The sequence below is a fragment of the Pontibacterium sp. genome (genome assembly GCF_964228735.1).
In the GTDB taxonomy this organism is placed as follows: Bacteria; Pseudomonadota; Gammaproteobacteria; order Pseudomonadales; family Balneatricaceae; genus Pontibacterium.
In genome coordinates this window covers 1-24,462 of record NZ_CAXRBQ010000055.1, presented here as the reverse complement: position 1 = coordinate 24,462, position 24,462 = coordinate 1, and the positions used below count along the sequence as shown (strand labels likewise).

The window sequence follows — 24,462 nt, the reverse complement described above, 5'->3', positions numbered from 1 at the left end:
CTTTGTTTGGACAGAGTCATCCGCGACACCTGAAATTGATGTGCGCGGTGATTACCCATGTATTCAGCAAACAGGGTGCCAAGTTGCGTTTATTGGCAAAAAATAAAAATTATTCCCTTTAATTTCATTGAGTTGAGAGACCCAGTTGTTGAGCACCCCCTAAAAAATCCGTTCCGGTTATGGATGGAAATCCACCCATTTAGCCTTTTTAAGCTGGCGACAAACCACCCATCCATCGCTTGTCATATATCAAGTGCACTGTAAGAAAATGTACTAAATATTGATCTGCGTTCGCCGATAATCTCCAAAGTCACTATGCTTTTGGGCGCTTTCCAGCCTAAACTGTGCGCTTTGCACACAGATCGCGTCGGGCTCAAATTATCCGGTAATCACAGGTGGTAGAAACGTGAAATTCACAGGCAGTTCAATCCAGACAAAGGTGAACCTTTCTCTGGCCGTTGTTTTTTTACTTGTTCTGATCAGCTCTCTCACCACCATCTACAACAGTGAAACCGACCTGGCGAAACATGTAGCCCGCAAGACAACCACTGACACCGCGAGCTCCTATTTCGACAGCATCAACATCCTGATGCTGAGTGGCGCAATGGCCAATCGCCAGTCACTGCAGGAAAAAATTCTCACCAACGAAGACCTGAGCGAAGCCCGCATTATCCGTGGTGATGCCGTCACCAGCGTGTACGGTCCGGGTTCTGCCGACTCCCGCATCATCGACGATCTGGATCGTCGTGCCATGAAGGGTGAATCCATCATCGAAGAGATCAACAACGACAAGGGGCACTTCCTGACTGTCGTTACCCCGATGAAGGCGCTTTCGTCCTATAAAGGCACCAACTGTCTGCTCTGCCACCAGGTACCGGAAGGCACTGTGCTGGGTGCGGTCCGCGTCACCTACGACTACGCCAACCTGGACGAGCAGATCAACAGCAACGTAATGAAAGTGGCCTTTGTTGAGCTGGCGCTGTTTATCGCCGGTCTGATCGTCATGGGCGGTCTGCTGCGCAAGATCGTGGTAACACCGGTTAAACGCCTGAGCCAAACCATCGCCACCATCGACCAGAACGCCGACCTGAGCCAGCGCATTGCGGTAACCTCGAATGACGAAATTGGCGAGATGTCCACCGCATTTAACTCCATGCTGCACAGCTTCCACGACAGCCTGAACAAGGTCAGCACCACCATTCATAAGCTGGGCACCTCCAGCCACCAGATCAACGACATTGCCACCATGGCCAACGAAGCGGTACGCAACCAGCAGGTACAGACCAGCGCCGTAGCCGCAGCCATGGAACAGATGGAGGTGGCCACCCGCAGTGTGGAAGCCAGTGCCGAAAGCACCGTCTCCGCCTCCGAACTGGCGCTGAAAGAGAGCACCAACGGTACCACCATCACCACCACTGCAATCAGTGCCATCGAAACCCTGAAACAGGAGATCGACGGTGCGACAACCGTAATTCACAAGCTGGATGAGCAGAGCCAGAACGTCGGCACCGTACTGGAAGTGATCCAGAAGATCGCCGAGCAGACCAACCTGCTGGCACTGAACGCGGCGATCGAGGCTGCGCGTGCCGGTGAGCAGGGTCGTGGTTTTGCCGTGGTAGCCGACGAGGTACGTACCCTGGCAAGCCGCACCCGTAACTCCACTGAAGAGATCAACGCCATTATCGAGGCACTGCAGCAGGATGCCCGTGACGCGGTGAATGTGATGCAGCGTGCGCACCAGAGCGCCGAGGAAGGGGTCGAGCAGGTACAGAGCACGTCCAAAGCCCTGACCAACATCGCCGAAGAGGTCCGTGTCATCAACGACATGAACCACCAGGTGGCGTCTTCTGTGAAAGAGCAGACCCAGATGGCCTCCAGCGTAGAAGCCAGCGTCACCGAAATTGCTCAAACCGCCGAGCACACCTCCAGCCGTGCGGGCAAACTGAACCAGGTGGCCAGCGAACTGGGCGGTTTGGCCAACGAACTGGAAGGTCTGGTACAGCGCTTTAAGCTCTAAGCCAACCGCCAAACATAATCCAAGCACAAAAAAGGCCGCATTCAGCGGCCTTTTTTATTGTCTTAGTGTTGGGCATCGCGTGGCGATGACCAACCTACGACGTAGCTTCTTGCCGGTAGGTTGGCCATTGCACAGCAATGCCCAACATCACCATATTCAATACATCAGTTCTTGTAGTCGTTCTTATCCAGACCGTACTTCTTCATCTTGTCGTACAAGGTCTTACGCGGCAGCCCCAGGCTCACCAGGGTATCCTTGATCGATCCTCCGTGCTGTGCCAGCTCCGCCTGAATCAGCATCTTCTCAAAGCGCTCCACCTGCTCCGGCAGCGTCATGGTGCCGCTCTGCTCACCGCTGGTGATCGGGCGGTTGTCGAAGTCGAAGGTACAAGACTCACCCAACAGCACATACCGCTCCGCCAGGTTGCGCAGCTCACGTACGTTACCCGGCCAGTCGTGCATCATCAGGCTGTGCATGCGCTCGGCTGACAGCGGCGTAATCGGTCGCCCGTATTGGTTGGAGGCCAATAACGCAAAGTGCTGGAACAACATCGGGATATCGTCACGGCGCTGACGCAGGGACGGAATATCCAGCTTCACCACGTTAAGGCGGTAGTAGAGGTCTTCACGGAACTCACCCTGTGCGGCCAGCTCTTTCAGGTCCGCCTTGGTGGCAGCAATGATGCGGATATCCAGCGGGATCAATTCATTGGAGCCCAGACGTTCGATCGCCCGCTCCTCCAATACGCGCAGCAGTTTGATCTGCAGCGTCATCGGCATGCTCTCGATCTCGTCGAGGAACAGGGTGCCGCCGTTGGCGTGCTCGAACTTACCGATACGGCGCGCCTTGGCGTCGGTGAAGGCCCCCTTCTCGTGGCCGAACAGCTCCGACTCGATCAGGTTTTCCGGCACCGCACCGCAGTTGATCGCCACAAAGTTGTGGTCACGACGCACACTGTGGTCGTGGATATACCGCGCCGTCAGGTCTTTACCGGTGCCGGTCTCACCCATGATCAGGATGTCCGCCGGGGTATCAGCGATGGTCTGGATCATGCGGCGCATCTGGGCCACGGACTGTGTATTGCCGATGATGCGTGGGCCGGGTGAACTCTGCAGTTCCAGCTCGTCACGCAGGCGGCGGTTTTCGATGGTCAGGCGGCGTTTCTCCACCGCACGGCGTACCACGTCCAGCAGCCACTCGGAGGAGAACGGCTTCTCGATAAAGTCATAGGCACCGTCACGCATCGCGCTCACCGCCATGGAGATATCTCCATGCCCGGTGATCAGGATCACCGGCAGGTCCCGGTCACGTGCCTGCACCCGGCGCATCAGCTCCAGGCCGTCGATGCCCGGCAGGTTGATGTCGGTGACCAATACCCCCGGCCAGTCGTCACTGATCAGGTCCTGCACCTGTTCGGCACTCTCCAGCACGGTCACGTCGTAACCGCCCAGTTCCAGCGTTTGCCCCGCCGCAAGACGGATATGTTTTTCGTCATCCACCAGGATGATGGGAAGACTCTCTTCGGTTTGCATCTGAGGCCCTGCTGTCATATCACTCGATCCCTGCGACCTGCGCCAGTGGTAGTTCGATTATAAAGATTGCCCCGCCGTCCCGGTGGTTTTCCACACTGAGACGGCCGTTGAGGTTTTCGATGATCCGGTGAGAGATCGACAAGCCCAGGCCCAGTCCCTGCCCGGCCTGCTTGGTGGTGAAGAACGGTTCGAAAACCCGTCCCAGTTCACTGGACGGTATCCCCGGACCGTAATCCCGCACGCGGATGATCAGGGATTCCTCCTGCTGCTGCAAGCTGATCTCAATCCGTTTCCGCTCCACCTCTTCCATCGCCTGCAATGCGTTGCTGATCAGGTTTACCATCACCTGCTCCAGCCGCACCATATCCGCCATTACGTAGATCCGGGACAGGTCCTCCGGCCAGGAGATCTCAGCCCCTTGTTTACTGAGACGGCCATACATAATCGACATGGCGCCGTCACGCACCGCCTGCAGGCAGACCGGTTCCGGCTGACCGGAACTCTTGCGGGAGAACTCCTTCAGCGGGTGGATAATCTTGGCCATACGTTCGGTGAGGCCACCGATCTCGTCCAGGTTGCTGGCCGCCACCTCGGTTTTACCCATGCCCAGAAACGCACGGGCATTATCCGCATAAGCGCGGATCGCCGTCAGCGGCTGGTTCAGTTCGTGGTTGATACCCGCCGACATCTGTCCCAGCACCGCCAGCTTGGCGGTCTGGATCAGTTCGTTCTGGGTGTTACGGTGCTGGGTAACCTCTTCCAGCAGTTTTTCGTTAGCCCGGGTCAGATCCGCGGTACGCGACTCAACACGGGATTCCAGTTCGTCCCGCGCCTGTTGCAGCTCCTGCTCGTAGAGTTTACGTTCGGTGATATCGTGGATGGTAACGATAAAGCGGTTTACCCCCGCCACCCGCATCTGGCCGATCACCAATTCGATCGGGAACAGGCTGCCATCCTGACGACAGCCACTGGCTTCGATAAACAGTTCCTGCGGACGTTCCTCGTCAGCAGCGGTGATATGGTCCCAGCACACCCGACGATCCTGATACCCCACCAGAATGCTGAAATACTGCTCGCGGATATTTTCCTCATCGTACCTAAACAGCCGCTCAGCGGTGGTGTTGAACGACTCGATCCGCCCCTGGGCGTCCAGCGTGATCAGGCCCGCCTGGGTATTATCGATGATGGCGCGGATACGGGCTTCGTTCTCCTCCAGCGCTTCGGTGCGCTGCTGCTTGAAGCGCTCGCGCTCACGCTTGATACGGTCCCGCGCCATCAGGAACATCACCAGCAACCCGACTGCCACATACACAAAGGACGCCAGGATCACCGCGTTGAAGACCTGCCGGCTCACCTCCCGGGTACTGGCCAGGATCACCACGTTAAGGCCGCTGTCCGCCATCATCCGGCTCTGCATCAGGTATTGGGTGGCCGCAATGCCATCCAGCGCGGCGTTATCGATCCGTTTGCCGTCGATCAGGGTGATCAATTGACTGCCGTCATCCCGCCGCTTGCGCTCGACAATCTCCAAGGCGTGCAACTCCCGATCGCCATAACGCAGGCTTTCCACAATACGCTGCATATCCTGCGGCGACAGCGGATGCAGGGTGCGGAATTTCCAGTCCTCTTCGGTGGAGATAAACACCACCCCATCTTCATCGGTCACCAGGATGTGGCGGTTGGGGTCGCTCCAGTCCGACTCGATCTCGTTCAGGTCGATCTTCACCACCACAACACCCAGAATCTCATCGCGCACGGTCACCGGGTAGGAGAAGTAGTAACCACGCCGCTGGGACATGGTCCCAAGGGCAAAATACCGCCCCGGCTTACCCACAATGGCATCCTGGAAGTAGGGCCGGAAACTGTAGTTCTGCCCGACAAACGAACGCGGTTCTGCCCAGTTGCTGGCGGCGGCCGTCGTCCCCTCCTTGTCCATCAGATACACGTCGGCGGCTTCCACCGTATTGGTGACGTACTCCAGATACACATTGGCCGCGCTGCGTGCAGCGGCGCTATCGGGATTTTTCAGGGCATCGTGCAACAGGGAGTGGGTGGAGAGCAGGCTGGGCAGTTTGTTATAGCGATCCAGCTTCTGCTGCAAACTGAGGATGTAACGGTTGAGGTCGGCATGCGCGCGGCTTTGCAGCGCATCCATCCCCTGACTGCGGCTCAGCGACGCGGTCTGACCGGTAATCAGCGCGTAGGCGATGATCGCCATCACCGAAACCAGAATCCGGTGTTTGCGCCAGGGCTGGATAAGGGAGCCTAAGCTAATCATGACCTTTTCATTATACGATGCCGCCTGCACAACGCAGGCACATAAGGTAACCAGCCGTAAACCGGCGCGGGGAATATTTGTCTGTCACAGACGCTTCTTATTATGCGCGGAACGGCAAGAACTTGAAATACTGGGTGCGGAGCCCTATGTTGTTCCCTATTGATGAGCCTCAGCAACGCACGCGGCTTCGTGCTGCCAACAATAAGACCGGATAACCGGCCAAAGGAAGGTGCGAATAAGTCCTGTTAGTGCTCTGCAAGTCCTTAAGCCTGCAGATGCGAGGCGCAGTTTGCCGTTAATGGCCTTAGTCCTTAACAAGAACTGCAACACGGCAGATGCAGGCTTAAGGGCTTGCCCTTCGGGGCTTTCGGGAAGATCCACACTCGGTGTCAGCGCTTTTTGCAAGGTTTCAACATTCCTGCAAAGCGCTTTCTTGATTGTGAACCTTCCCGAAAGCCAGAGTGCCTACAGGACTTGTTCGTACCTTCCTCTACAGTCATCTATTAGCGAGTGAGCCTAATGCTTAAACGTACCAAAATTGTAGCTACCCTTGGTCCGGCGACGGATAAACCCGGTGTCCTGCTGGAGCTGCTGCGTAACGGTGTCAACACTGTGCGCCTGAACTTCTCCCACGGCAGCGCCGACGATCACCGTAACCGTGCTCAGGCCGTGCGCGAGTGCTCACGCAGCCTTGGCTTGCCAGTTGCCATCCTCGGCGACCTGCAGGGCCCCAAGATCCGTATCGCCCGTTTCCAGAACGACAAGATCCAGCTCAGCGCCGGTGACAGTTTCGCCCTGGATGCCGCACTGGATACCAACGCCGGTGACCAGGCCCAGGTGGGTATCGACTACAAACAGCTGCCGCAAGATTGCGAAACCGGTGACGTTCTGCTGTTGGACGACGGCCGTGTGCAGCTGGAAGTAACCGGTATTGAAGGCAGCCGCGTCGACACCAAGGTGCTGATCGGTGGCCCACTGTCCAACAACAAGGGCATCAACCGTCAGGGTGGCGGCCTTTCTGCAGCAGCCCTGACCGACAAGGACAAACGTGATATCAAAGTCGCGGCCGAGATCGGCATGGACTACGTGGCCGTATCCTTCCCGCGTTCCAGCGCCGACCTGCGCGAAGCGCGCGAACTGCTGGATGCAGCCGGTTCCAAGGCAGAGATCATCGCCAAGGTAGAACGTGCCGAAACTGTGGCCAGCACTGAAGCACTGGACGACATTATCCTCGCCTGCGACGGCGTGATGGTGGCCCGTGGTGACCTGGGTGTGGAGATCGGTGATGCCGAGCTGATCGGCGTGCAGAAACACATCATCCAGCGTGCCCGCGAACTGAACCGCGTAGTAATCACCGCCACCCAGATGATGGAAACCATGATCGAAAACCCGATGCCAACCCGTGCCGAGGTGTTCGACGTGGCTAACGCCATCCTGGACGGTACCGATGCGGTGATGCTGTCGGCGGAAACCGCGGCGGGCAACAACCCGATCGAGGTGGTGAAGGCGATGACCCAGATCTGCCAGGGCGCGGAGAAGCACCAGCTGTCCCGTCCGGCACCGACCGGCATCACCCAGCGTTGTGAGCGTTTCGACGAAACCATCGCCCGCTCTGCCATGTACACCGCCAACCACCTGGTGGGCGCGAAGGCGATCATCTGCCTGACCGAATCCGGCTCCACCCCGCTGTGGATGTCCCGTATCCGTTCCGGCCTGCCGATCTACGCGCTGACCCGCAACGACCGTACTCTGCGCCGTATGGCCCTGTACCGCGGTGTGGATCCGATGTTCTTTGACGCCACGGCGGTGAGCGAAGACCAGCTGAACCACGAAATTCTGGAAGGCCTGAAAGCCAAAGGCCAGCTGCAGCCGGGTGATCTGGTAATCCTGACCCGCGGCGCCCAGCTGGGCCAGGACGGCGGCACCAACTCCATGCAGGTGCTGAAGGTTTCCTGATCCGCATCACCCACGCAGCAACTGCTGCGTGGGTGTCTCTCCGCTCCGTACCCTCTGTTTTCCGCTACGAGATCCCCCATGCAAGTCGCTCAATTGATCGCCCAAGAACTCCAGGTCCGCCCACAGCAGGTGGCAGCCACCATCAAACTGCTCGAGGAAGGCGCCACTGTGCCCTTTATCGCCCGTTACCGTAAGGAGGTCACCGGCGCCCTCGACGACGGCCAGCTACGCCAGCTGTCCCAGCGCTTGGGTTACCTGCGCGAGTTGAACGACCGCAAACAGACGATCCTTGGCAGCATCCGCGAACAGGGCAAGCTGAGCGATACCCTGGAGAAGCAGATCCAGGCATGTGACAGCAAAAGTACCCTGGAAGACCTCTACCTGCCCTACCGCCCCAAACGCCGCACTAAGGCGCAGAAAGCGCGTGAAGCCGGTCTTGAACCACTGGCACAACAACTGCTCAAGGGCAGTAACAACAGCCCGCAAAGCCTGGCAGCACCCTTTGTCGATACCAGCAAGGGGATAGAAACCGCCGAGCAGGCGCTGGACGGCGCCCGCAATATCCTGATCGAGCAGTTCGCCGAACAGGCCATCCTGGTGGGCAAACTGCGTGAATGGTTCTGGCAGCAAGGTGTTCTGCGCAGCAAGCTGGTAAAGGGCAAGGAGCAGGAGGGCGCTAAGTTCCGCGACTATTTTAAGTACAGCGAAGGAATCCGCAAGGTGCCATCCCACCGCGCGCTGGCACTGATGCGCGGCAGCAACGAAGGTATTCTGCGCCTGCAGCTGGCGTTGGAGGATGGTGACAGCCAGTACCCGGCCGAGCAGATCCGCCGCGCCCACCAGCTCAATCCAGGCCAGAACAGTGCTGGCCTTTGGCTAAGCGAAACCATCAACCAGTGCTGGAAACAGAAACTGCAGTCCTCACTGGAAAACGACCTGCTCAAGCGCCTGCGTGAACAGGCCGAAGCGGAGGCGATCCGCGTCTTCGGCCGTAATTTGCACGATCTGCTGCTGGCCGCCCCGGCGGGCCCACGCGCCACCATCGGCCTCGATCCGGGTTTGCGTACCGGCGTCAAAGTGGCGGTAGTCGACAGCACCGGTAAACTGCTGGAGCACTGCGCCATCTATCCACACGCACCGAAAAACCAATGGGATCAGTCGCTGGCCACGCTCGCCAAACTGGCGCAGAAACACAATGCCGAGCTGATCAGCATCGGCAACGGCACCGCTTCCCGTGAAACAGAGCAGCTCGCGAAGGAGCTGATCAGCAAGCACCCGGTGCTGGACCTGACCGCGGTGATGGTCAACGAAGCGGGTGCCTCGATCTATTCAGCCTCCGAGCAGGCCGCCAAGGAGTTTCCGGACCTGGATGTGACCATCCGTGGCGCGGTCTCCATCGCCCGCCGCCTGCAGGACCCGCTCGCCGAGCTGGTGAAAATTGAACCCAAGGCAATTGGTGTCGGCCAGTACCAGCACGATGTGGATCAGAACCAGCTGGGGCAACAGCTGGATGCGGTCGTGGAAGACTGTGTAAACAGCGTGGGTGTGGACATCAACACCGCCTCGGTGGAGCTGCTCACCCAAGTGGCCGGTCTGAATGCCACCACGGCGCGCAACATCGTTGCCTACCGCGACGAACAGGGTCGCTTTAACAACCGCAGCCAGCTGAAGAAGGTTGCCCGTCTGGGGCCCAAAGCCTTTGAACAGTGCGCGGGTTTCCTGCGTATCCGCGAAGGCGACAACCCGCTGGACAACTCCGCGGTGCACCCGGAGGCCTATACCCTGGTGAAACAGATCGCCAGCGTTCTAAACTGCAAACAGGATACGCTGATCGGCAACAGCGAACAGTTGGCGTCGCTCAACCCGCAACAGTTTGTCTCGGAGCAGTTCGGTGAATACACGGTGAAGGATGTGCTGCAGGAGCTGGAGAAACCGGGCCGCGACCCTCGCCCGGAGTTCCGCACCGCGCAGTTCAGCGAAGGAGTGGAAACCCTGAACGACCTGGAACCGGGCATGAAGCTCGAAGGTGTGATCACCAACGTCACCAACTTCGGTGCTTTTGTAGATATTGGTGTGCACCAGGACGGTCTGGTGCACATCTCACAACTGGCCAACCGTTTTGTTAAGGACCCGCACGAGTTGGTTAAAGCCGGGGATATCGTGCAGGTACGGGTGGTCGAAGTGGATATCGCCCGCAAGCGGATCGGGCTGTCGATGAAGGATGAAGCGGCACCAACGGCGCCAAATAAGGTTAAGAAACCGCAGAAAGCGAATCGGGCAGAAAAGAGCAGCCCACAAGGCAGCCTGGCGGACAAATTCCGTGCGGCAGGCTGGAAAGCTTAAATACCTAGCTATAAATCCGAAAGCGCCGTGCGGACTGGATTTCTGAGTTGCTTCGCTGTGAAGCGGAATTGTCACAAAGCGACAAACAGACTGTTTCGCTACGGCATTTTACGAACAGCTCATCTATAATGGGCAACCTTTTTACACTTTTGACGGAAGGACAGCACCTTGGCTGCAGCATTTGAACAGAAGCTGGAATGGCTGAAAAATCAGGGCCATGCACCACTGCTGAAAGGAATTCTCCACGGCATCGAGAAAGAGGGCCTGCGTGTTGATCTGCAGGGCCAGCTAGCGGAGACCGACCACCCGACGGCGCTGGGCTCAGCACTGACGCACAGCCACATCACCACCGACTACTCGGAAGCCCTGCTGGAGTTCATCACCCCGGTGTTCAAGCAGAGCGGTGACGCGCTGACCTTCCTGGCCGACCTGCACCAGTTCACCTACGCCAACATGAACGGCGAGCTGATCTGGTCTGCCAGCATGCCATGCCACCTGCCGGACGAGAGTGCGATCCCGGTCGCGCGCTACGGCAGTTCCAACGTCGGCACGCTGAAATCGGTCTACCGTGAAGGCCTGAACTTCCGTTACGGCAAGATGATGCAGACCATCGCCGGTATCCACTACAACTTCTCCCTGCCGGAGGCGCTGTGGCCGGAGTACCAGGCGTTCTGTGAAAACCAGGACCGCGTACAGGACTTCCGTTCGGCGCAATACTTCACCCTGATCCGTAACTTCCGTCGCTACTCCTGGTTGCTGTTGTACCTGTTTGGTGCCTCCCCGGCCCTGTCCAAGACTTTCATGAAGGACAAGCCCCACGCACTGGAATCGCTGGACGACGATACCCTCTACCTGCCGTACGCCACCTCCCTGCGTATGAGCGACCTGGGTTACTCCAACAAGGCACAGGCCTCCCTGAACATCTGCTTCAACCATCTGGCGACCTACGCCGACTCGCTGCATCAGGCGATCAACACCCCGTACGGTGCGTACGAGAAGATCGGCGTGAAGGTGGATGGCGCATACCGCCAGCTGAACACCAACATCCTGCAGATCGAGAACGAATACTACAGCGACATCCGTCCGAAACGTGTGACCCACTCCGGCGAGAAGCCACTGCACGCCTTGCGCGAGCGCGGCGTGGAGTACATCGAGGTGCGCAACACCGATATCAACCCGTTCCTGCCGCTGGGTATCGATCAGACCCAGGCCGACTTTATCGACCTGTTCCTGATCACCTGCCTGCTGGCGGATGATTCCGAGATCAGCAATTGTGAATGCGAGCGCATCCACGCCAACCACGACCTGGTGGTAACCCGTGGTCGTGAGCCGGGCCTGGTGCTGCAGCGTAAGGACGACGAGATCGAACTGACCCGCTGGGGACACGAACTGCTGGATAAGATCCAGCTGACCGCCGACATGATGGATCAGGTGGATGGCTCCAGCCGCTACAGCGACAGCTTGAGCGCACAGCGCAGCAAGCTGGACGACCCATCACTGACACCATCTGCCCAGGTTCTGAAAGCTCTGCAGGATGACAAGCTCAGTTATGAGCAGTTTGTCCTGCAGCAGAGCGCCGCGCACCGTGAAACCCTGCTGCAGCACAAGCTGAGCGACGCTGCCGGCAGCTACCTGCAGCGTCAGGCGGAGGAATCCCTGCAGGAGCAGGCCGAGATCGAAGCGCGTGATAACCAGGACTTCGATCAGTTCCTGGCAGAATACCTGGCGGGATAATCCCAGCGCCTACACAACAGACACAAAAAAGGCCTCCATCTGGAGGCCTTTTTAATTTTGCTGTCCCGTTTACTGGGTGATAAAGCTGGTAAAGAACAGGTCGGTCACGAAGGCTTCACCCTCCTCCTCAACCAGAATGTTCTGCACCAGTTTCAACGCTTTCTGTGCCAGCACCGACTGCGCTTCAATGGAATTCATCTCCGCCTCGGTCTGGTCACTGAGCAGGAACACAATGTCGTTGCGGATCTGCGGCATATGGAAGTTCACCGCATGGTGTGCTGCCGGTGTTGAGACCTGAATGGTGATCTCACACTTCACAAAGCTAACCTTACCCGGCTCACCAAAGTTGGTCAGGAACGGTTTCAGTTCGATGTAGTTTACGTAGTTCTCTGATGTTTCTTCATCTGCCGCCCAGGCAGTTTGCATGAATAACCCCAGCACCAACGCCAAAAAAATATGTTTCAAAATCGTTCTCCCCGCTATCGGTTCAGTCAGCTCGGCAGTTGTGCTCCAGTATAACCCGCTCTAACCGGTTATCGCTATGTTGCACCGCTGTTCCTGTTGGGCATATTATTGAGTCTCTGCCAGACAAAATAATGTAAAGGAGGCGCACGATGTTGGAAAAATGCCGCAACGCCAAAGAACGTTGGGGTGGTGTCAGCGACATCATTGATCACTGGTTGGAAGAGCGCCAGCAACTGATCAGCGCATTTGTACACCTGCCGGAAACACCGGTTGAAAACGGTCTGAGTGAGCAGGTAGAGAAATTCTGTGAACTCCTCGTCGATTATCTCTCCTCTGGGCACTTCGAAGTGTATGAACAGTTGCTACGCGAAGGCAGCGAGTTCAACGATGGCAGTGTTGAAGAGGCCCAGAAACTGTTTCCACGCATCCAGCTCAGCACCGACGCCGCTCTGGACTTCAACGATACCTATGCAACCACCGAGCTGTTTAGCGTACGTGTCGTGAAAGAGATGGCCAACGACCTGTCCAGCCTGGGCGAGCTGCTGGAAGAACGATTTGAACTGGAAGACCAGATGATCGAAGTGCTGCACACGTCACACTCCGCTCTGGTTGCCGAAACCGAATAACATCAGATCTACAAGGCGGTACTGATGCGCAACGCGCACCGTGTTCTGACGGGCATTTCGCTTGCCCTGATACTCTCGGGCTGCAACACCGGCAGTCCACCCGCGGATTGGAAAGAGTACGCGGTTACAGGTGCGTACTCTGCGGCTATCTCGGAGTCGGGAAACTTCGCGACGCTGGGTTCTTTTAACCACGGCGGCAGCCTGTGGGATCTGCGTAAGCACGCCCGCGAGTACAACTGGAACCACAAGGCGAAGGAATTTAGCCTGATCGCAGCGACGGCGATCTCCCCGGATGAAACCTACGCCGCCACCGCCAACCAGCAGGACCTGGTGCTGTGGAACGTCAACAACGGCCAACCGGCGGGCTTCTGGAGCTCCCCGGCCGAGATCCTGCAGATGGATCTCTCGCCGAACGGCGATTTCGCGCTGTTGGGTCTGGCCAACCATACCGCGGTCTATTTTGACGCCAAGAATGGCGGCGAGCGCCGCGTCTTCCGTCACGACGGCCGTGTGCGCAGTGTTGATCTCAGCCCGGATGCACAACTGGCCATTACTGGCTCCGACGCCTATAAAGCCAAGCTCTGGAACGTGGAAAGCGGTGAGCTTCTGCAAGAGCTGGAGTTTGGCAACGTGGTCGACACGGTGGCGATCTCTCCCAACGGTCAGTGGGCCTTCAGCTCCGGCAGCCTGGATAAGGCGGTGATCTGGAACGCCAACACCGGCCAGGTGAAACACTCCCTCAGTACCTCGGCGGATTTCTTCCGCAAGCGTGTCAGCTACCTCAGCGCCCGCTTCTCCAAAAACAGCGACCGCCTGCTCACCGGCACCGCGGCTGGCCTTGTGCAATTGTGGGACGTACGCACCGGTAAGGAGCTGAAAGCCTGGCGAATCCACCACCGTGATCCGTACGGTCCGGTTCACGCCGGTGTCTATGCGGTTGGCTTTGGCGCGGGTCAGTACTACGCGCTGGCATCCAACGGCATCATGAACGTGCTGCGTTAAGCCCTTTCAGATAACAGACAACAAAAAGGCCGCGAACCTTTCGGAACGCGGCCTTTTTTGTATTTGTGGTGCGTGCTTACTGAGCCGCAGCTTCAGTTGCAGGCAGGATCTTCAGCAGTTCGATCTCGAATACCAGTGTTTCGTTAGGGCCGATTGCGTTGCCCATGCCACCCGGGCCGTAAGCCAGTTCGGATGGGATCACCAGACGTGCTTTACTGCCTTCGTCCATCAGCTGTACACCTTCGGTCCAGCCAGGGATCACGCCGTTCAGTGGGAAGGTTACCGGCTCGCCACGGGCGTAGGAGCTGTCAAACTCGGTACCGTCAACCAATGTGCCACGGTAGTGCACTTCCACGTTGTCAGTCGCCGCTGGCTTCTTACCGTTACCTGCTTGCAGCTGCTGGTACTGCAGACCGGATTCGGTGGTGGTCACACCGTCTTTTTTGCCGTTCTCAGCCATGTAGGCCTGGCCTTTTTCCAGGTTTTCCTGGGCCAGTTTGGCAATGGCCTGACGCTGCTCTTCCATCTTGCGCTGCTGGAACGCCTGCATCACCTGATTCACCTGTTCCGGCGTCAGCAGTGGCTCACCATCCTTATAGATCGTCTGAACGCCCTCCTGGAACGCTTCCAGATCCACGTCCTGAACGTCCTGTTTCAGCTGTCCACCAACAATCAGGCCCAGGCTGTAGCTCAGTTTCTGCTGTTCGGTCGTCAGTTCAAATGCAAACGCCGAAGGCGCAGTTAGCGCTGTCGCAAGCGCGGCAGCCAGCCAAGTTTTTTTCATCATTGTATCCTTATTGTGTTTTCCACATGGATGGTTAGTGGGGTCAGGCACTGAAAAGTTCAATTCCCTACACGCCATACGCCCTTGTTGCCTCAATGCAGTGGCAGTCCCGTCTTCCAGTTTTCCGGTAGCGCCGGATATACCGTCCGGAGCACCGTTTCCAGTGCATCCAGCGTCGGGATCGTCTGCTTCAGTGTACAAGCATTCAGGTAGCAGGCAAGGTTTTCCAGCAACAGATCCACACCGGTCTCGGCCTGCTCCATGGTTTCGGCAGCGTCACACATCAAGGCAAGCTCCACTTGCTCGCAGGCCAACTCCGCTTTGCGCATCGCCGCGTACACAGCCTGATAGCTGTCATCTTGCTGTTTGTGGGGACGCACCGCATAGCGCAGGGCTCGCATCGGGTGGGTGATATCGGTCTGCCAGGTTGTGGCTGCTTCCAGTTGATCCAGTGCCAACTTACGACCCGCTTCCTGTCCCAGCCAGCAACAGAGCAACAGCCGGTTAATGCTGAGTCCCGCCGCTTGCAGGGTCAGACAGGCCTGCTCCACCCCATCCTGGCGATAAAGCCGCAAGGCATAGTGCCAAAGAGCGTTTTCGAGTTTCATTGCTATGCTACAATCCGCGCCCATGATCCAGTTACAAGACATCAGCTTACACCGCGGCACTCAGTTTCTGCTAGAGGATGCCACTCTTACTATCCACAGCGGCTGGAAGGTCGGCCTGATCGGCGCCAACGGCGTTGGCAAGTCCTCCCTGTTTAAACTGCTGCTGGGCGAACTGCACGCCGACAAAGGTGACCTGTACCTGCCCGGCCAGCTGCGTATCGCCCATATGGCCCAGGAGGTCTCCGCCACCGACCGCAGCGCGCTGGAATACGTGCTGGACGGTGACCCGGAACTGCGCCGCGTTCAGCAGGCGCTGGCCAAAGCGGAAGCGGAACACGACAACCACCGCATCGCTGAGCTGCACGCCGAACTGGAAACCCTGGAGGGTTACACCGCCGAATCCCGCGCCTACCAGTTGCTCGCCGGTCTGGGTTTCAGCACCGGCGATGCCCAGCGTTCCGTGAAGGACTTCTCCGGTGGCTGGCGTATCCGCCTGAATCTGGCCCAAGCATTGATGTGCCGCTCCGATCTGCTGTTGCTGGACGAACCGACCAACCACTTGGATCTGGACGCCACCATCTGGCTGGAACAGTGGCTGCGCCAGTATCAGGGCTCGATCATCCTAATCTCCCACGACCGCGACTTCCTGGATAACGTGGTGGGTCATATCGCCCACCTCTACAACCAGAAACTGGAGCTGTACAAGGGCAACTACAGCCAGTTCGAAGTCCTGCGTGCCAGCAAGCTGGCCCAGCAGCAGGCGGCGTTTGAGAAGCAACAAGCCCGTATCCACGAGATTGAGGACTTCGTCCGTCGCTTCCGCGCCAAGGCCACCAAGGCCAAGCAGGCACAAAGCCGTATCAAAGAGCTGGAGCGGATGGAAAAGATCGCCCCGGCCCACGTGGACAGCCCGTTTAACTTCAGCTTCCGCGAATCCGACAAGATCTCCCACCCCCTGATGGGGCTGCGCGAAGCACAGTGTGGCTACAGCGATAAGGTGATCCTCAACAATGTGGGTCTGACATTGCAGCCGGGGGCTCGTATCGGCCTGCTCGGTCCAAACGGGGCCGGTAAATCCACCCTGATCAAAACCCTGGTGGGTGACATCAAGCTCGTGAGCGGTGATACCCAGACCGGAGAGCATCTGAAGATCGGTTACTTCGCCCAGCACCAGCTGGAAGCACTGGATCTGGAAGCCTCCCCGCTGCTGCACATCAAGCGTAATTCGCCAAACGCCTCCGACCAGGAGATCCGTGACTTCCTCGGCTCGTTTGGTTTTCTGGGCGATGATGCCCTGGAGCCGGTGAAACGTTTCTCCGGCGGTGAAAAGGCGCGTGTAGCACTGGCCCTGATCGCTTGGCAGAAACCCAACCTGCTGCTGATGGACGAACCGACCAACCACCTGGACCTGGAAGTCCGTCACGCCCTGACCCTGGCGCTGCAAACCTTCAACGGCGCCCTGATCCTGGTGTCCCACGACCGCCACCTGCTGCGCAACACTGTTGACGAGTTCCTGTTGGTCGCCGATGGCGTGGTGACCGAATTCAAGGGCGACCTGGACGACTACCAACGCTGGTTGACCGAGAACAAACGTCAGCAGCAGAGCAACGAACCAGTAGTCGAGCGCGAGAACCGCTCCCTCAGCGCTGCCGAGAAGAAAGAGCAGAAACGCCTGGAGGCGGAGAAGCGCAAGAAGCTCAGCCCGCTGAAGAAGCAGTTGGAGAAGCTGGAGCAGGCTCTGGACAAGTACCAGAGCGAACTGGCCGAGGTAGAGACCGCACTGGCCGACCCTGCGATCTACGAAGACAGCCGCAAGGACGAGCTGAAAACCCTACTGCAGCAACAGGCGGATCTAAAGCGCAACGCGGAAGAGACCGAGGAGCAGTGGATGGAACAGCAGGAAGCGCTGGAAATGCTGGAAGCAGAACTCAACGGCTAGGGCCTGTTAATACTCATTGAATTGTCACTGTTGTGACTAAAAAAGCAGCCATCAAGGCGCGAGGAACGTAGTTTGGTTACTCCAAATAAGTGACGAGCAACACCGAGGGATGCTTTTTTAGCCTCAACCCGAAGGGCTGGGGCCATTTTCATCTCCTGCTGCGTTGAAATTCGCTTATTTAGAACAACTAAAATTCACTCATTTCGCCTGGCCGGAGATAAAAATGACCTCCAGCAGTAACTAATCAATGAGTGTTAAAAGGCCCTAAACAAGCAGCAGTCCGATTGCCGCCTGAGGTTTTATCTCTAAATCAACGAGGGATGAAGCGGAGGGCGGTGGCCGGTGCAATCAGCTCCGACCACCTTCAAGTAGTTTAGTCAGTTCGCGGATCGCCGCGTCGTCGTTCAACAGCTCTTTCAGCGTGTCATTGGCCACCTTACGACTCAGTCCCAGATCAGCCAACAGCTCATCAGAGACATCCTCCAGCGGTCCATCACTCAGCCCCTGCTGACGCAGCAGACGGTTCGCTACATACAGCAGCTTCACATACGCCGCGTTATCACCCGCATGCTCCAGCTGGTTCTGGTAGCGGATCGCATCACACACCTCGGCTGGCAACGCCCAGCTGGACAGCAACCAACCGCCGATCTGTTCACGGGTGACGTTGATCACCTGCTGCTCGATCGCCTCCAGGCTGAAATGCGGGTTCGCCTCGATGTAACGTGACAGCAGTGCAAACTGTGGCGGGAACAGGTGCGCCAACAGCAGGTAACCGAAGTTATGCAGCAGGCCACTCAGGTAAGCCAGCCCCGGTTTCGGGCGTTTTTCCAGCGGGATCTGCTTACACAGTTTTTCAGACAGCGTCGCACAGTACACCGCCTGCAGCCAGTATGGAGTACCACCGCGTGGACCGTTGGCCGGTACGTTCAGCATCTGACCCATGGCAGTACCCAATGCCATGTTTACCACCAGCTCAAAACCCAGCACACGGGAGACCGCGTCCTCAATGGAGCTGACTTCACCCGGTGCCGCATAGTACGGCGATGCCGCCCAGCTCATCACCTGAGCCGACAGGCTTGGATCGACACGCACCACCTCCACCAGATCCTCAATTTCGGCATCCGGATCGGAGCGCAGCATCAGAATCTTCTGGGTGGTTGGCGACATGGATGGCAGGCCGAGGGTATCCTCCAGGCGCTGCTGGATACGCAGCTTGGTGAACTTCTTCACCGCACTGGTAATCACCTCTTCATCGTCGCCCTGGGGTGCCTGCAGCGCAATCTCGGCGGGTGCAGTGGCCAGCTTACCGTGCTGCGCATCTTTCAGTAGATCGGCACTCACATCCCACTGAGTAGAGGAGAACGGCTCATTCACCTGAAGGGCTGGATACTGCAGACAGCCCTCATCCACCAGCAACGGCAGCTGGGCCAGCTTACGGAAACCATTGGCGGTCTGCACCGCTTCCTGGCCGAAGAAACGCTCTGCATCTGCTCCCTTAACCGGTTGCAGCTGACGTCCCGTCAGTTTCCAGACATTGGCCAGATTAAGCAGGGTTGTGGCCGGCAACAGCGCCAGAACCTTGCCTTCCTTATCATGCATCAGCACCAGACGCGCCAGACTGCCGTCTTGCCCTGCCGGTGCCGCTTGAACGCCTAAAGACAATGTTTTATCTCCAGCTAGGATTTATGTCTTGTAATCCATCCGGCTATTCCTCGCCAGATAGAGCTACGAGTACCGGGAGAACAGGATTCCCGATCTATATATGACAAAGTGTTCGTTAACGCCTAACCTACCGTAAATACATAGCTTTCAGCAACGTATGCTGCGTTTTTTTACCCGTTTCCAGGAGGGAATCATGATCCGTTTGCTCTTTTTCTGCTTTTTGTTTGTTTCCTCCTCGGCCTGGGCGGTAAACGAGGACCTGGCACCGGAATCGGCCACCGGTGAACAACACAGTGAGGCGATTCAGGCGCAACAGTTTATGGCCGTCACTGCGCACCCTCTGGCGACCGAAGTCGGCTATAAGATTCTCAAGAATGGCGGCAGCGCAGCCGACGCCGCTGTGGCAATCCAGGCGATGCTGACCCTGGTCGAACCCCAGTCCTCCGGTATCGGTGGTGGCGCGTTCATGCTCTACTGGGATAACGAAAACAAACAGCTGAACGCCTACGACGGCCGCGAGACCGCGCCGGCCACCGCCGACGAGAACCTGTTTATCAAACCCGACGGCGACCCGATGAACTGGTACGACGCCCTGGTGGGTGGTCGCTCGGTGGGTACGCCGGGGGTGCTGAAGATGCTGGAACTGGCGCATATCAAACACGGCAAAACCCCATGGCACCTGCTCTACGTCGATACAGTGAAACAGGCTCGCAAGGGCTTTGAGGTAGGTCCTCGCCTGCACCAACTGATCAAGTCCCGCATCAATCCAGGCTTGGACCGCTATGCGGCAGCCCGTAAGTATTTCTTCACCGCCGAAGGTGAGCCACTGCCGGTTGGCACCCTGCTGAAAAACCCGGCCCTGGCCAATTCGCTGGCCGGTATCGCCCGCAGTGGCGCCGGTTATTTCTACCTTGGTCCCCTGGCCCGTCAGATCATCAACTCGGTACAGGATGCCGACGACAACCCTGGCCACCTAAGCCTGGATGATCTGGCCGACTACCGCGCCCAGGAACGCGATGCGATCTGCCTGCCCTACCGCAGTTACAAAGTGTGTGGTTTCCCGCCACCGACCTCCGGCGGGGTGACCGTGCTGCAGATCCTGAAACTGTTGGAGAAACAGCCACTGGCTGAACTCGATCCGCAGGGTGCGCAGTTTAATCACCTCTTCACCCAAGCCTCCCGCCTGGCGTACGCCGACCGTGCCCGTTATCTGGCCGATGCAGACTTTGTCGATGTCCCGGTTGAGGGCCTGCTGGACGAAGCCTACCTGCAGCGCCGTCGCCAGCTGATCAACCCAACCATGGACAGCGGTAAAGCCACCGCCGGTAATCCACACGCCGCGCCGGATCGTCAAGACGACCGGTCACCGGAACTGCCCTCCACCAGCCACTTTGTGGTTGTCGATAAGTGGGGGAATGCGGTCTCCATGACCACCAGTATCGAGATGGCATTTGGCTCCACCCTCATGGCGGGTGGCTTCCTGCTCAACAACCAGCTGACCGACTTCTCCTTTGTCGCCGAGAAGGACGGTGAACTGATCGCCAACCGGGTACAGGCCGGCAAACGCCCACGCAGCTCTATGTCGCCGTTTATGGTGTTTAACCAGAATGACAAACTGATCGCCGCGATCGGCTCTCCGGGTGGCAGCCGCATCATCAACTATGTGGCGCAGAGCCTGCTGGTCAGCCTCAACCACGATCTGCCGCTACAGGAGGTCGTAAACTGGCCCCATATCAGCAACCGCAACAGCACCACCGAGCTGGAGGAAAACAGCAAAGCCGCCGCGCTGGCACCGGAACTGGAAGCGATGGGACACACTGTAAAAGTACGCGAGCTGAACAGTGGCCTGCACGGTATGCGCAAGGATAAGAACGGTGTCTGGCACAGCGCCGTAGATAAACGCCGAGAAGGTAGTGCAAAAGGGGAATAAGGACGGGAAGCGCAGGTCGCTTTGGCTACCTGCGTTTTCTCTATGCGGGAGATTAAGGGCGGACGATCTTGTTAACCGTCTTCAGTACACGGATCTTCTTCATCACCCGCGCCAGGTGGATACGGTCTTTAACCAGCAGTTCCATATGCACCTTCGCCAACTTGCCTTCGTGATCTTCGATATCGATCTCCTGCAGGTCGGCGCCCATTGAGGTTGCCACGGTAGCCAGCTCGGCGATAATGCCACGGTGGGATTCCACCTGACAGGTCAACTCCGCCACAAACTCGTCCTTCAGGCCTTCGAACCACTCCAGATAGATACACTTACCCGGATCATCCCGCAGGTGGCCGATATTGCGACAGGCGGTGCGGTGGATCACCAGCCCCTTACCCGCACTGATGTGGCCGATGATCTCGTCCCCTGGCAGCGGGCGGCAGCACTTGGCGTATTGCAACACCATGCCTTCGGTACCTTTGATCGACAGCGGGCTGCCGTGTTGTTCGCCCGCTTCTTCTTCGGATTCCGGACGTAAGCGGCGGGCCACCACGTATGCCTGGCGATTGCCCATGCCGATATCTTCCAGCAGGTCATCGATCGATTTGAACTCCGCTTCTTCAAGCAGTTCCAGCAACTTGGCCTGATCAATCTCGTCCGCATTGGAACCGTATTTGCTGAGGAACTGATTCAGCAGGCGACGTCCCAGATCGATCGACTCGTGGCGCTGCTGGTTCTTCAGGAAGTGGCGGATGGCGGTACGTGCCTTACCGGTCATCACAAAGTTCAGCCAGGCCATGTTTGGCTGGGCACTTGGTGTGGTAATAATCTCGACGGTCTGGCCATTCTCCAGGCGTTGGGAGAGCGGCGCCAGACGGCGGTCGATACGGCAGGATACGCAGGAGTTACCGATATCGGTGTGCACGGCGTAAGCAAAGTCGACAGCAGTGGAACCCGCTGGCAGCTCCAAAATGCGGCCTTTTGGCGTGAACACGTAAACTTCGTCGGGGAACAGGTCCTCTTTTACGCTCTCGATAAACTCCATGGAGTTACCGGCACGCTGCTGCATCTCCAGCAGCCCCTGTACCCACTTGCGGGCACGCTTGTAGGAACCCACAGCACTGTCGGAGTTATCCGAATCACCGTACACCTTGTAGTGGCTGTGCTCCGCCACCCCCTGGCTCGCCACCGCATCCATCTCTTTGGTACGGATCTGCACCTCGATGGTGATGTTCTTGGCACCGAACAGGTCGGTGTGCAGGGACTGGTAGCCATTGGATTTCGGGATGGCGATGTAATCTTTAAAGCGGTTGAGCACCGGCTTGTAGAGGTTGTGTACCGCACCCAGTACGCGATAGCAGTCATCTACGCTCTCGGTCACCACACGGAACGCAAACACGTCCATGATCTCGGCGAACGACTTGTTCTGGGATTTCATCTTGCTGTAGATGCTGTAGAGGTGTTTCTCACGCCCGGTGACGGTGCCTTTCAGGCCCTCCTGGCGCAGGCGCTGCTCGATCGTCTCCTGGATGGAGCTGATGATGTCCTTACGCTGGCCACGAGCCTGCACCACCGCACGACGAATGTACTTGGCACGCATCGGGTAATGCGCCTGAAACGCCAGGTCTTCCAGCTCCACCTGCAGATCACGCATCCCCAATCGGCCGGCGATCGGCGCGTAGATATCCAGGGTTTCCTTGGCGATGCGGCGCTGCTTATCCGGGCGCATGGCACCCAAGGTGCGCATGTTATGCAGGCGGTCGGCCAGTTTCACCAGGATAACGCGGATATCCTCCGCCATCGCCAGCACCATCTTCTGGAAGTTGCTGGCCTGGGCTTCCGCCTTAGTCTCGAACTCAAGGTGGGTCAGCTTTGACACACCGTCCACGATATCGGCCACCGACTCGCCAAACTGGGAGTGGACCCCTTCGTAGGTCACTTCGGTATCTTCGATTACATCGTGCAGCATCGCCGCCATCAGGCTCTGATGGTCGAGGTGCATGGTGGCTAGAATGCTGGCAGCTGCCAGGGGGTGGGTGACGTAAGCTTCGCCACTTTTGCGGCGCTGGCCATCGTGGGCCTGCTCAGCGTAGAAATAGGCACGACGCACCTGCTGGATCTGTTGCTGATCCAGATACTCAGTTAAGCGTTCAGAAAGTGCGTCGATGGTCGGCATCACCCCTCCAGAATACTACCGTCAGTGCTGAAAAAGCACTTATTTGTCCGATAGTTGGAATGATGCCGTATAAAGCGGAGTTGGGGAAGAGTTAGTCTTCTTCAACTTCGTCCAGAACAGTTTTGTCGACGTGGCCTTCCGCGATTTCGCGCAGAGCAACAACAGTTGGCTTGTCGTTTTCCCACTCAACTTTTGGTTCTTTACCACCGGTAGCCAGCTGACGTGCGCGTTTCGCAGCGACCATCACCAGCTCAAAGCGGTTATCTACATTATCCAGGCAATCTTCAACGGTTACGCGAGCCATGTTCAACCTCTAGTCAGGGGTTTTTCGAAAGACCGAGCATTCTACTGTTCAGATATTAGGCTGACAAGAGGCTCTGCAGCAATTCCTGATGTTTCTCCGCCTGTCGCTCCTGCACCAGGCGGCGGCTCAGGAACACGGACGCCAGCTCGTTCAGCGCGGTGTCGAAGTCATCGTTGATGATCAGATAGTTGTATTCGCCGTAGTGGCTCATCTCACCCACCGCCTGGGACATGCGGTGATCGATCACCTCCTGGCTGTCGGTGCCTCGGCCAGTCAGACGACGGCGCAGCTCTTCCTGCGAAGGCGGCAGGATAAAGATGGACAGACAATCCGGCATCAGACGGCGTACCTGCTGGGCACCCTGCCAGTCGATCTCCAGGATCACGTCGTTACCCTGTGCCAATTGGTCTTCCACCCACAGTTGCGAAGTGCCGTACTTGTTGGTGAACACCTCGGCATGCTCCAAAAATGCACCCGCTTCGATCATGCTGTTGAACTGATCCATATCGACAAAGTTGTAGTCCTTGCCATCCACTTCGCCCGGACGCATATCGCGGGTGGTGTGGGACACAGAGACCAGCACGCGGTTGTCACGCTCCAGCAGCGCCTTCACCAGACTGGTTTTACCGGCACCGGATGGGGCCGACACTACATACAGAGTACCTTTATCGCTCATATCGTTGCTCAATTGTTCGCGGGGCTTCAATGCCACAGGTTGCAAAGGGGGTATTATACAAAAAAGCCCCGCACAGGCAGGGCTTCTTTCTGAATCAAATCGCGCTTATTCGATATTCTGGATCTGCTCATTGAGTAGCGGCCTAGACCCTAACAAACTCAATGATTTACCGAAAAGAAACCGTTCAAAAATGCCTGTTTACCCACCAAACTGCCCACCACTTGCCTATGGCTTTTACTAAATTTTAGTGGTTAGCAATGGAAAAACAGTGCCGTTTTTATGCTGCTGTTAGAGCTAACCCATATTTTTCATGAAGGTATATACGAAAACGGCTGAAAGCCCTATGGTTATTGGTGTCTATACAATTCCCACAAGCCATCAGCCGTTTACAAAATGGTACCACATACTTTTCAATTTTCATCCCTTTCCCGCCGTA

Annotated in this window: 17 protein-coding genes; 8 read left to right on the top strand and 9 right to left on the bottom strand. The window is 57.5% G+C overall.

The features are described 5' to 3' along the window. Positions 1–406 precede the first annotated feature (406 nt). The gene (locus ACEQ15_RS05695; RefSeq protein ID WP_370278129.1) at positions 407–2,017 is read left to right on the top strand and encodes a methyl-accepting chemotaxis protein; all 1,611 of its coding nucleotides are present in this window, start codon (positions 407–409) and stop codon (positions 2,015–2,017) included. Between the two features lie 164 nt (positions 2,018–2,181). Here the strand turns inward: ACEQ15_RS05695 and ACEQ15_RS05690 are convergent, their stop codons facing one another. Next, the gene (locus tag ACEQ15_RS05690; RefSeq protein ID WP_370278128.1) at positions 2,182–3,567 is read right to left on the bottom strand and encodes a sigma-54-dependent transcriptional regulator; all 1,386 of its coding nucleotides are present in this window, start codon (positions 3,565–3,567) and stop codon (positions 2,182–2,184) included. A 1-nt stretch (position 3,568) separates the two neighbouring features. Then, entirely contained in the window at positions 3,569–5,827 is a 2,259-nt protein-coding gene (locus ACEQ15_RS05685) for an ATP-binding protein (protein ID WP_370278127.1), read from the bottom strand. Positions 5,828–6,346: 519 nt separating this feature from the next. On the opposite strand from ACEQ15_RS05685, the gene pyk reads away from it, so the two are divergent. The 3 genes from pyk (at position 6,347) to gshA (ending at position 11,860) form a co-directional block, all read left to right on the top strand. After that, positions 6,347–7,783, top strand: a complete 1,437-nt coding sequence (pyk, locus tag ACEQ15_RS05680; protein WP_370278126.1) for a pyruvate kinase — start codon at positions 6,347–6,349, stop codon at positions 7,781–7,783. A 78-nt stretch (positions 7,784–7,861) separates the two neighbouring features. Beyond that, positions 7,862–10,126 carry a Tex family protein gene (locus ACEQ15_RS05675; RefSeq protein WP_370278125.1) on the top strand — a complete coding sequence of 755 codons (2,265 nt, stop codon included), beginning with the start codon at positions 7,862–7,864 and terminating at the stop codon, positions 10,124–10,126. Between the two features lie 168 nt (positions 10,127–10,294). Further along, positions 10,295–11,860 (top strand): glutamate--cysteine ligase, encoded by a 1,566-nt coding sequence (gene gshA, locus ACEQ15_RS05670; protein WP_370278124.1) that lies wholly within the window; start codon positions 10,295–10,297, stop codon positions 11,858–11,860. Between the two features lie 69 nt (positions 11,861–11,929). On the opposite strand, the gene ACEQ15_RS05665 is transcribed toward gshA, so the two are convergent. Beyond that, positions 11,930–12,325, bottom strand: a complete 396-nt coding sequence (locus tag ACEQ15_RS05665; RefSeq protein WP_370278123.1) for a flagellar basal body-associated FliL family protein — start codon at positions 12,323–12,325, stop codon at positions 11,930–11,932. Positions 12,326–12,474: 149 nt separating this feature from the next. Here ACEQ15_RS05665 and rsd point away from each other — a divergent pair, with 149 nt between their 5' ends. Both rsd and ACEQ15_RS05655 read left to right on the top strand, forming a co-directional pair. Then, positions 12,475–12,951, top strand: coding sequence for a sigma D regulator (rsd, locus tag ACEQ15_RS05660; RefSeq protein WP_370278122.1), 477 nt, complete (start codon positions 12,475–12,477; stop codon positions 12,949–12,951). Positions 12,952–12,975: 24 nt separating this feature from the next. Then, positions 12,976–13,953: a WD40 repeat domain-containing protein gene (locus ACEQ15_RS05655; protein WP_370278121.1), complete on the top strand. Its 978-nt coding sequence runs from the start codon at positions 12,976–12,978 to the stop codon at positions 13,951–13,953. Between the two features lie 76 nt (positions 13,954–14,029). Here ACEQ15_RS05655 and ACEQ15_RS05650 read toward each other — a convergent pair whose 3' ends face one another. Continuing rightward, complete coding sequence (locus ACEQ15_RS05650) at positions 14,030–14,737, bottom strand: FKBP-type peptidyl-prolyl cis-trans isomerase (protein WP_370278120.1); 708 nt, start codon at positions 14,735–14,737, stop codon at positions 14,030–14,032. A 92-nt stretch (positions 14,738–14,829) separates the two neighbouring features. Further along, positions 14,830–15,345 carry a TIGR02444 family protein gene (locus ACEQ15_RS05645; protein WP_370278119.1) on the bottom strand — a complete coding sequence of 172 codons (516 nt, stop codon included), beginning with the start codon at positions 15,343–15,345 and terminating at the stop codon, positions 14,830–14,832. A gap of 22 nt (positions 15,346–15,367) precedes the next feature. Here ACEQ15_RS05645 and ACEQ15_RS05640 point away from each other — a divergent pair, with 22 nt between their 5' ends. Then, a complete protein-coding gene (locus tag ACEQ15_RS05640; RefSeq protein ID WP_370278118.1) occupies positions 15,368–17,284 on the top strand; it encodes an ATP-binding cassette domain-containing protein in 1,917 nt (638 codons plus the stop codon). Positions 17,285–17,632: 348 nt separating this feature from the next. Here the strand turns inward: ACEQ15_RS05640 and ACEQ15_RS05635 are convergent, their stop codons facing one another. Next, positions 17,633–18,946: an HDOD domain-containing protein gene (locus ACEQ15_RS05635; protein WP_370278117.1), complete on the bottom strand. Its 1,314-nt coding sequence runs from the start codon at positions 18,944–18,946 to the stop codon at positions 17,633–17,635. 193 nt (positions 18,947–19,139) lie between these two features. Here ACEQ15_RS05635 and ggt point away from each other — a divergent pair, with 193 nt between their 5' ends. Further along, positions 19,140–20,876, top strand: coding sequence for a gamma-glutamyltransferase (gene ggt / locus ACEQ15_RS05630; protein ID WP_370278116.1), 1,737 nt, complete (start codon positions 19,140–19,142; stop codon positions 20,874–20,876). Positions 20,877–20,928: 52 nt separating this feature from the next. Here the strand turns inward: ggt and spoT are convergent, their stop codons facing one another. The 3 genes from spoT to gmk all read right to left on the bottom strand — a co-directional run bounded on the left by spoT (position 20,929) and on the right by gmk (position 24,026). Beyond that, positions 20,929–23,046: a bifunctional GTP diphosphokinase/guanosine-3',5'-bis pyrophosphate 3'-pyrophosphohydrolase gene (spoT, locus tag ACEQ15_RS05625; RefSeq protein ID WP_370278115.1), complete on the bottom strand. Its 2,118-nt coding sequence runs from the start codon at positions 23,044–23,046 to the stop codon at positions 20,929–20,931. A 91-nt stretch (positions 23,047–23,137) separates the two neighbouring features. Further along, positions 23,138–23,350: a DNA-directed RNA polymerase subunit omega gene (gene rpoZ, locus ACEQ15_RS05620; protein WP_282353342.1), complete on the bottom strand. Its 213-nt coding sequence runs from the start codon at positions 23,348–23,350 to the stop codon at positions 23,138–23,140. Positions 23,351–23,405: 55 nt separating this feature from the next. Further along, positions 23,406–24,026, bottom strand: coding sequence for a guanylate kinase (gene gmk / locus ACEQ15_RS05615; RefSeq protein WP_370278114.1), 621 nt, complete (start codon positions 24,024–24,026; stop codon positions 23,406–23,408). Positions 24,027–24,462 lie beyond the last annotated feature (436 nt).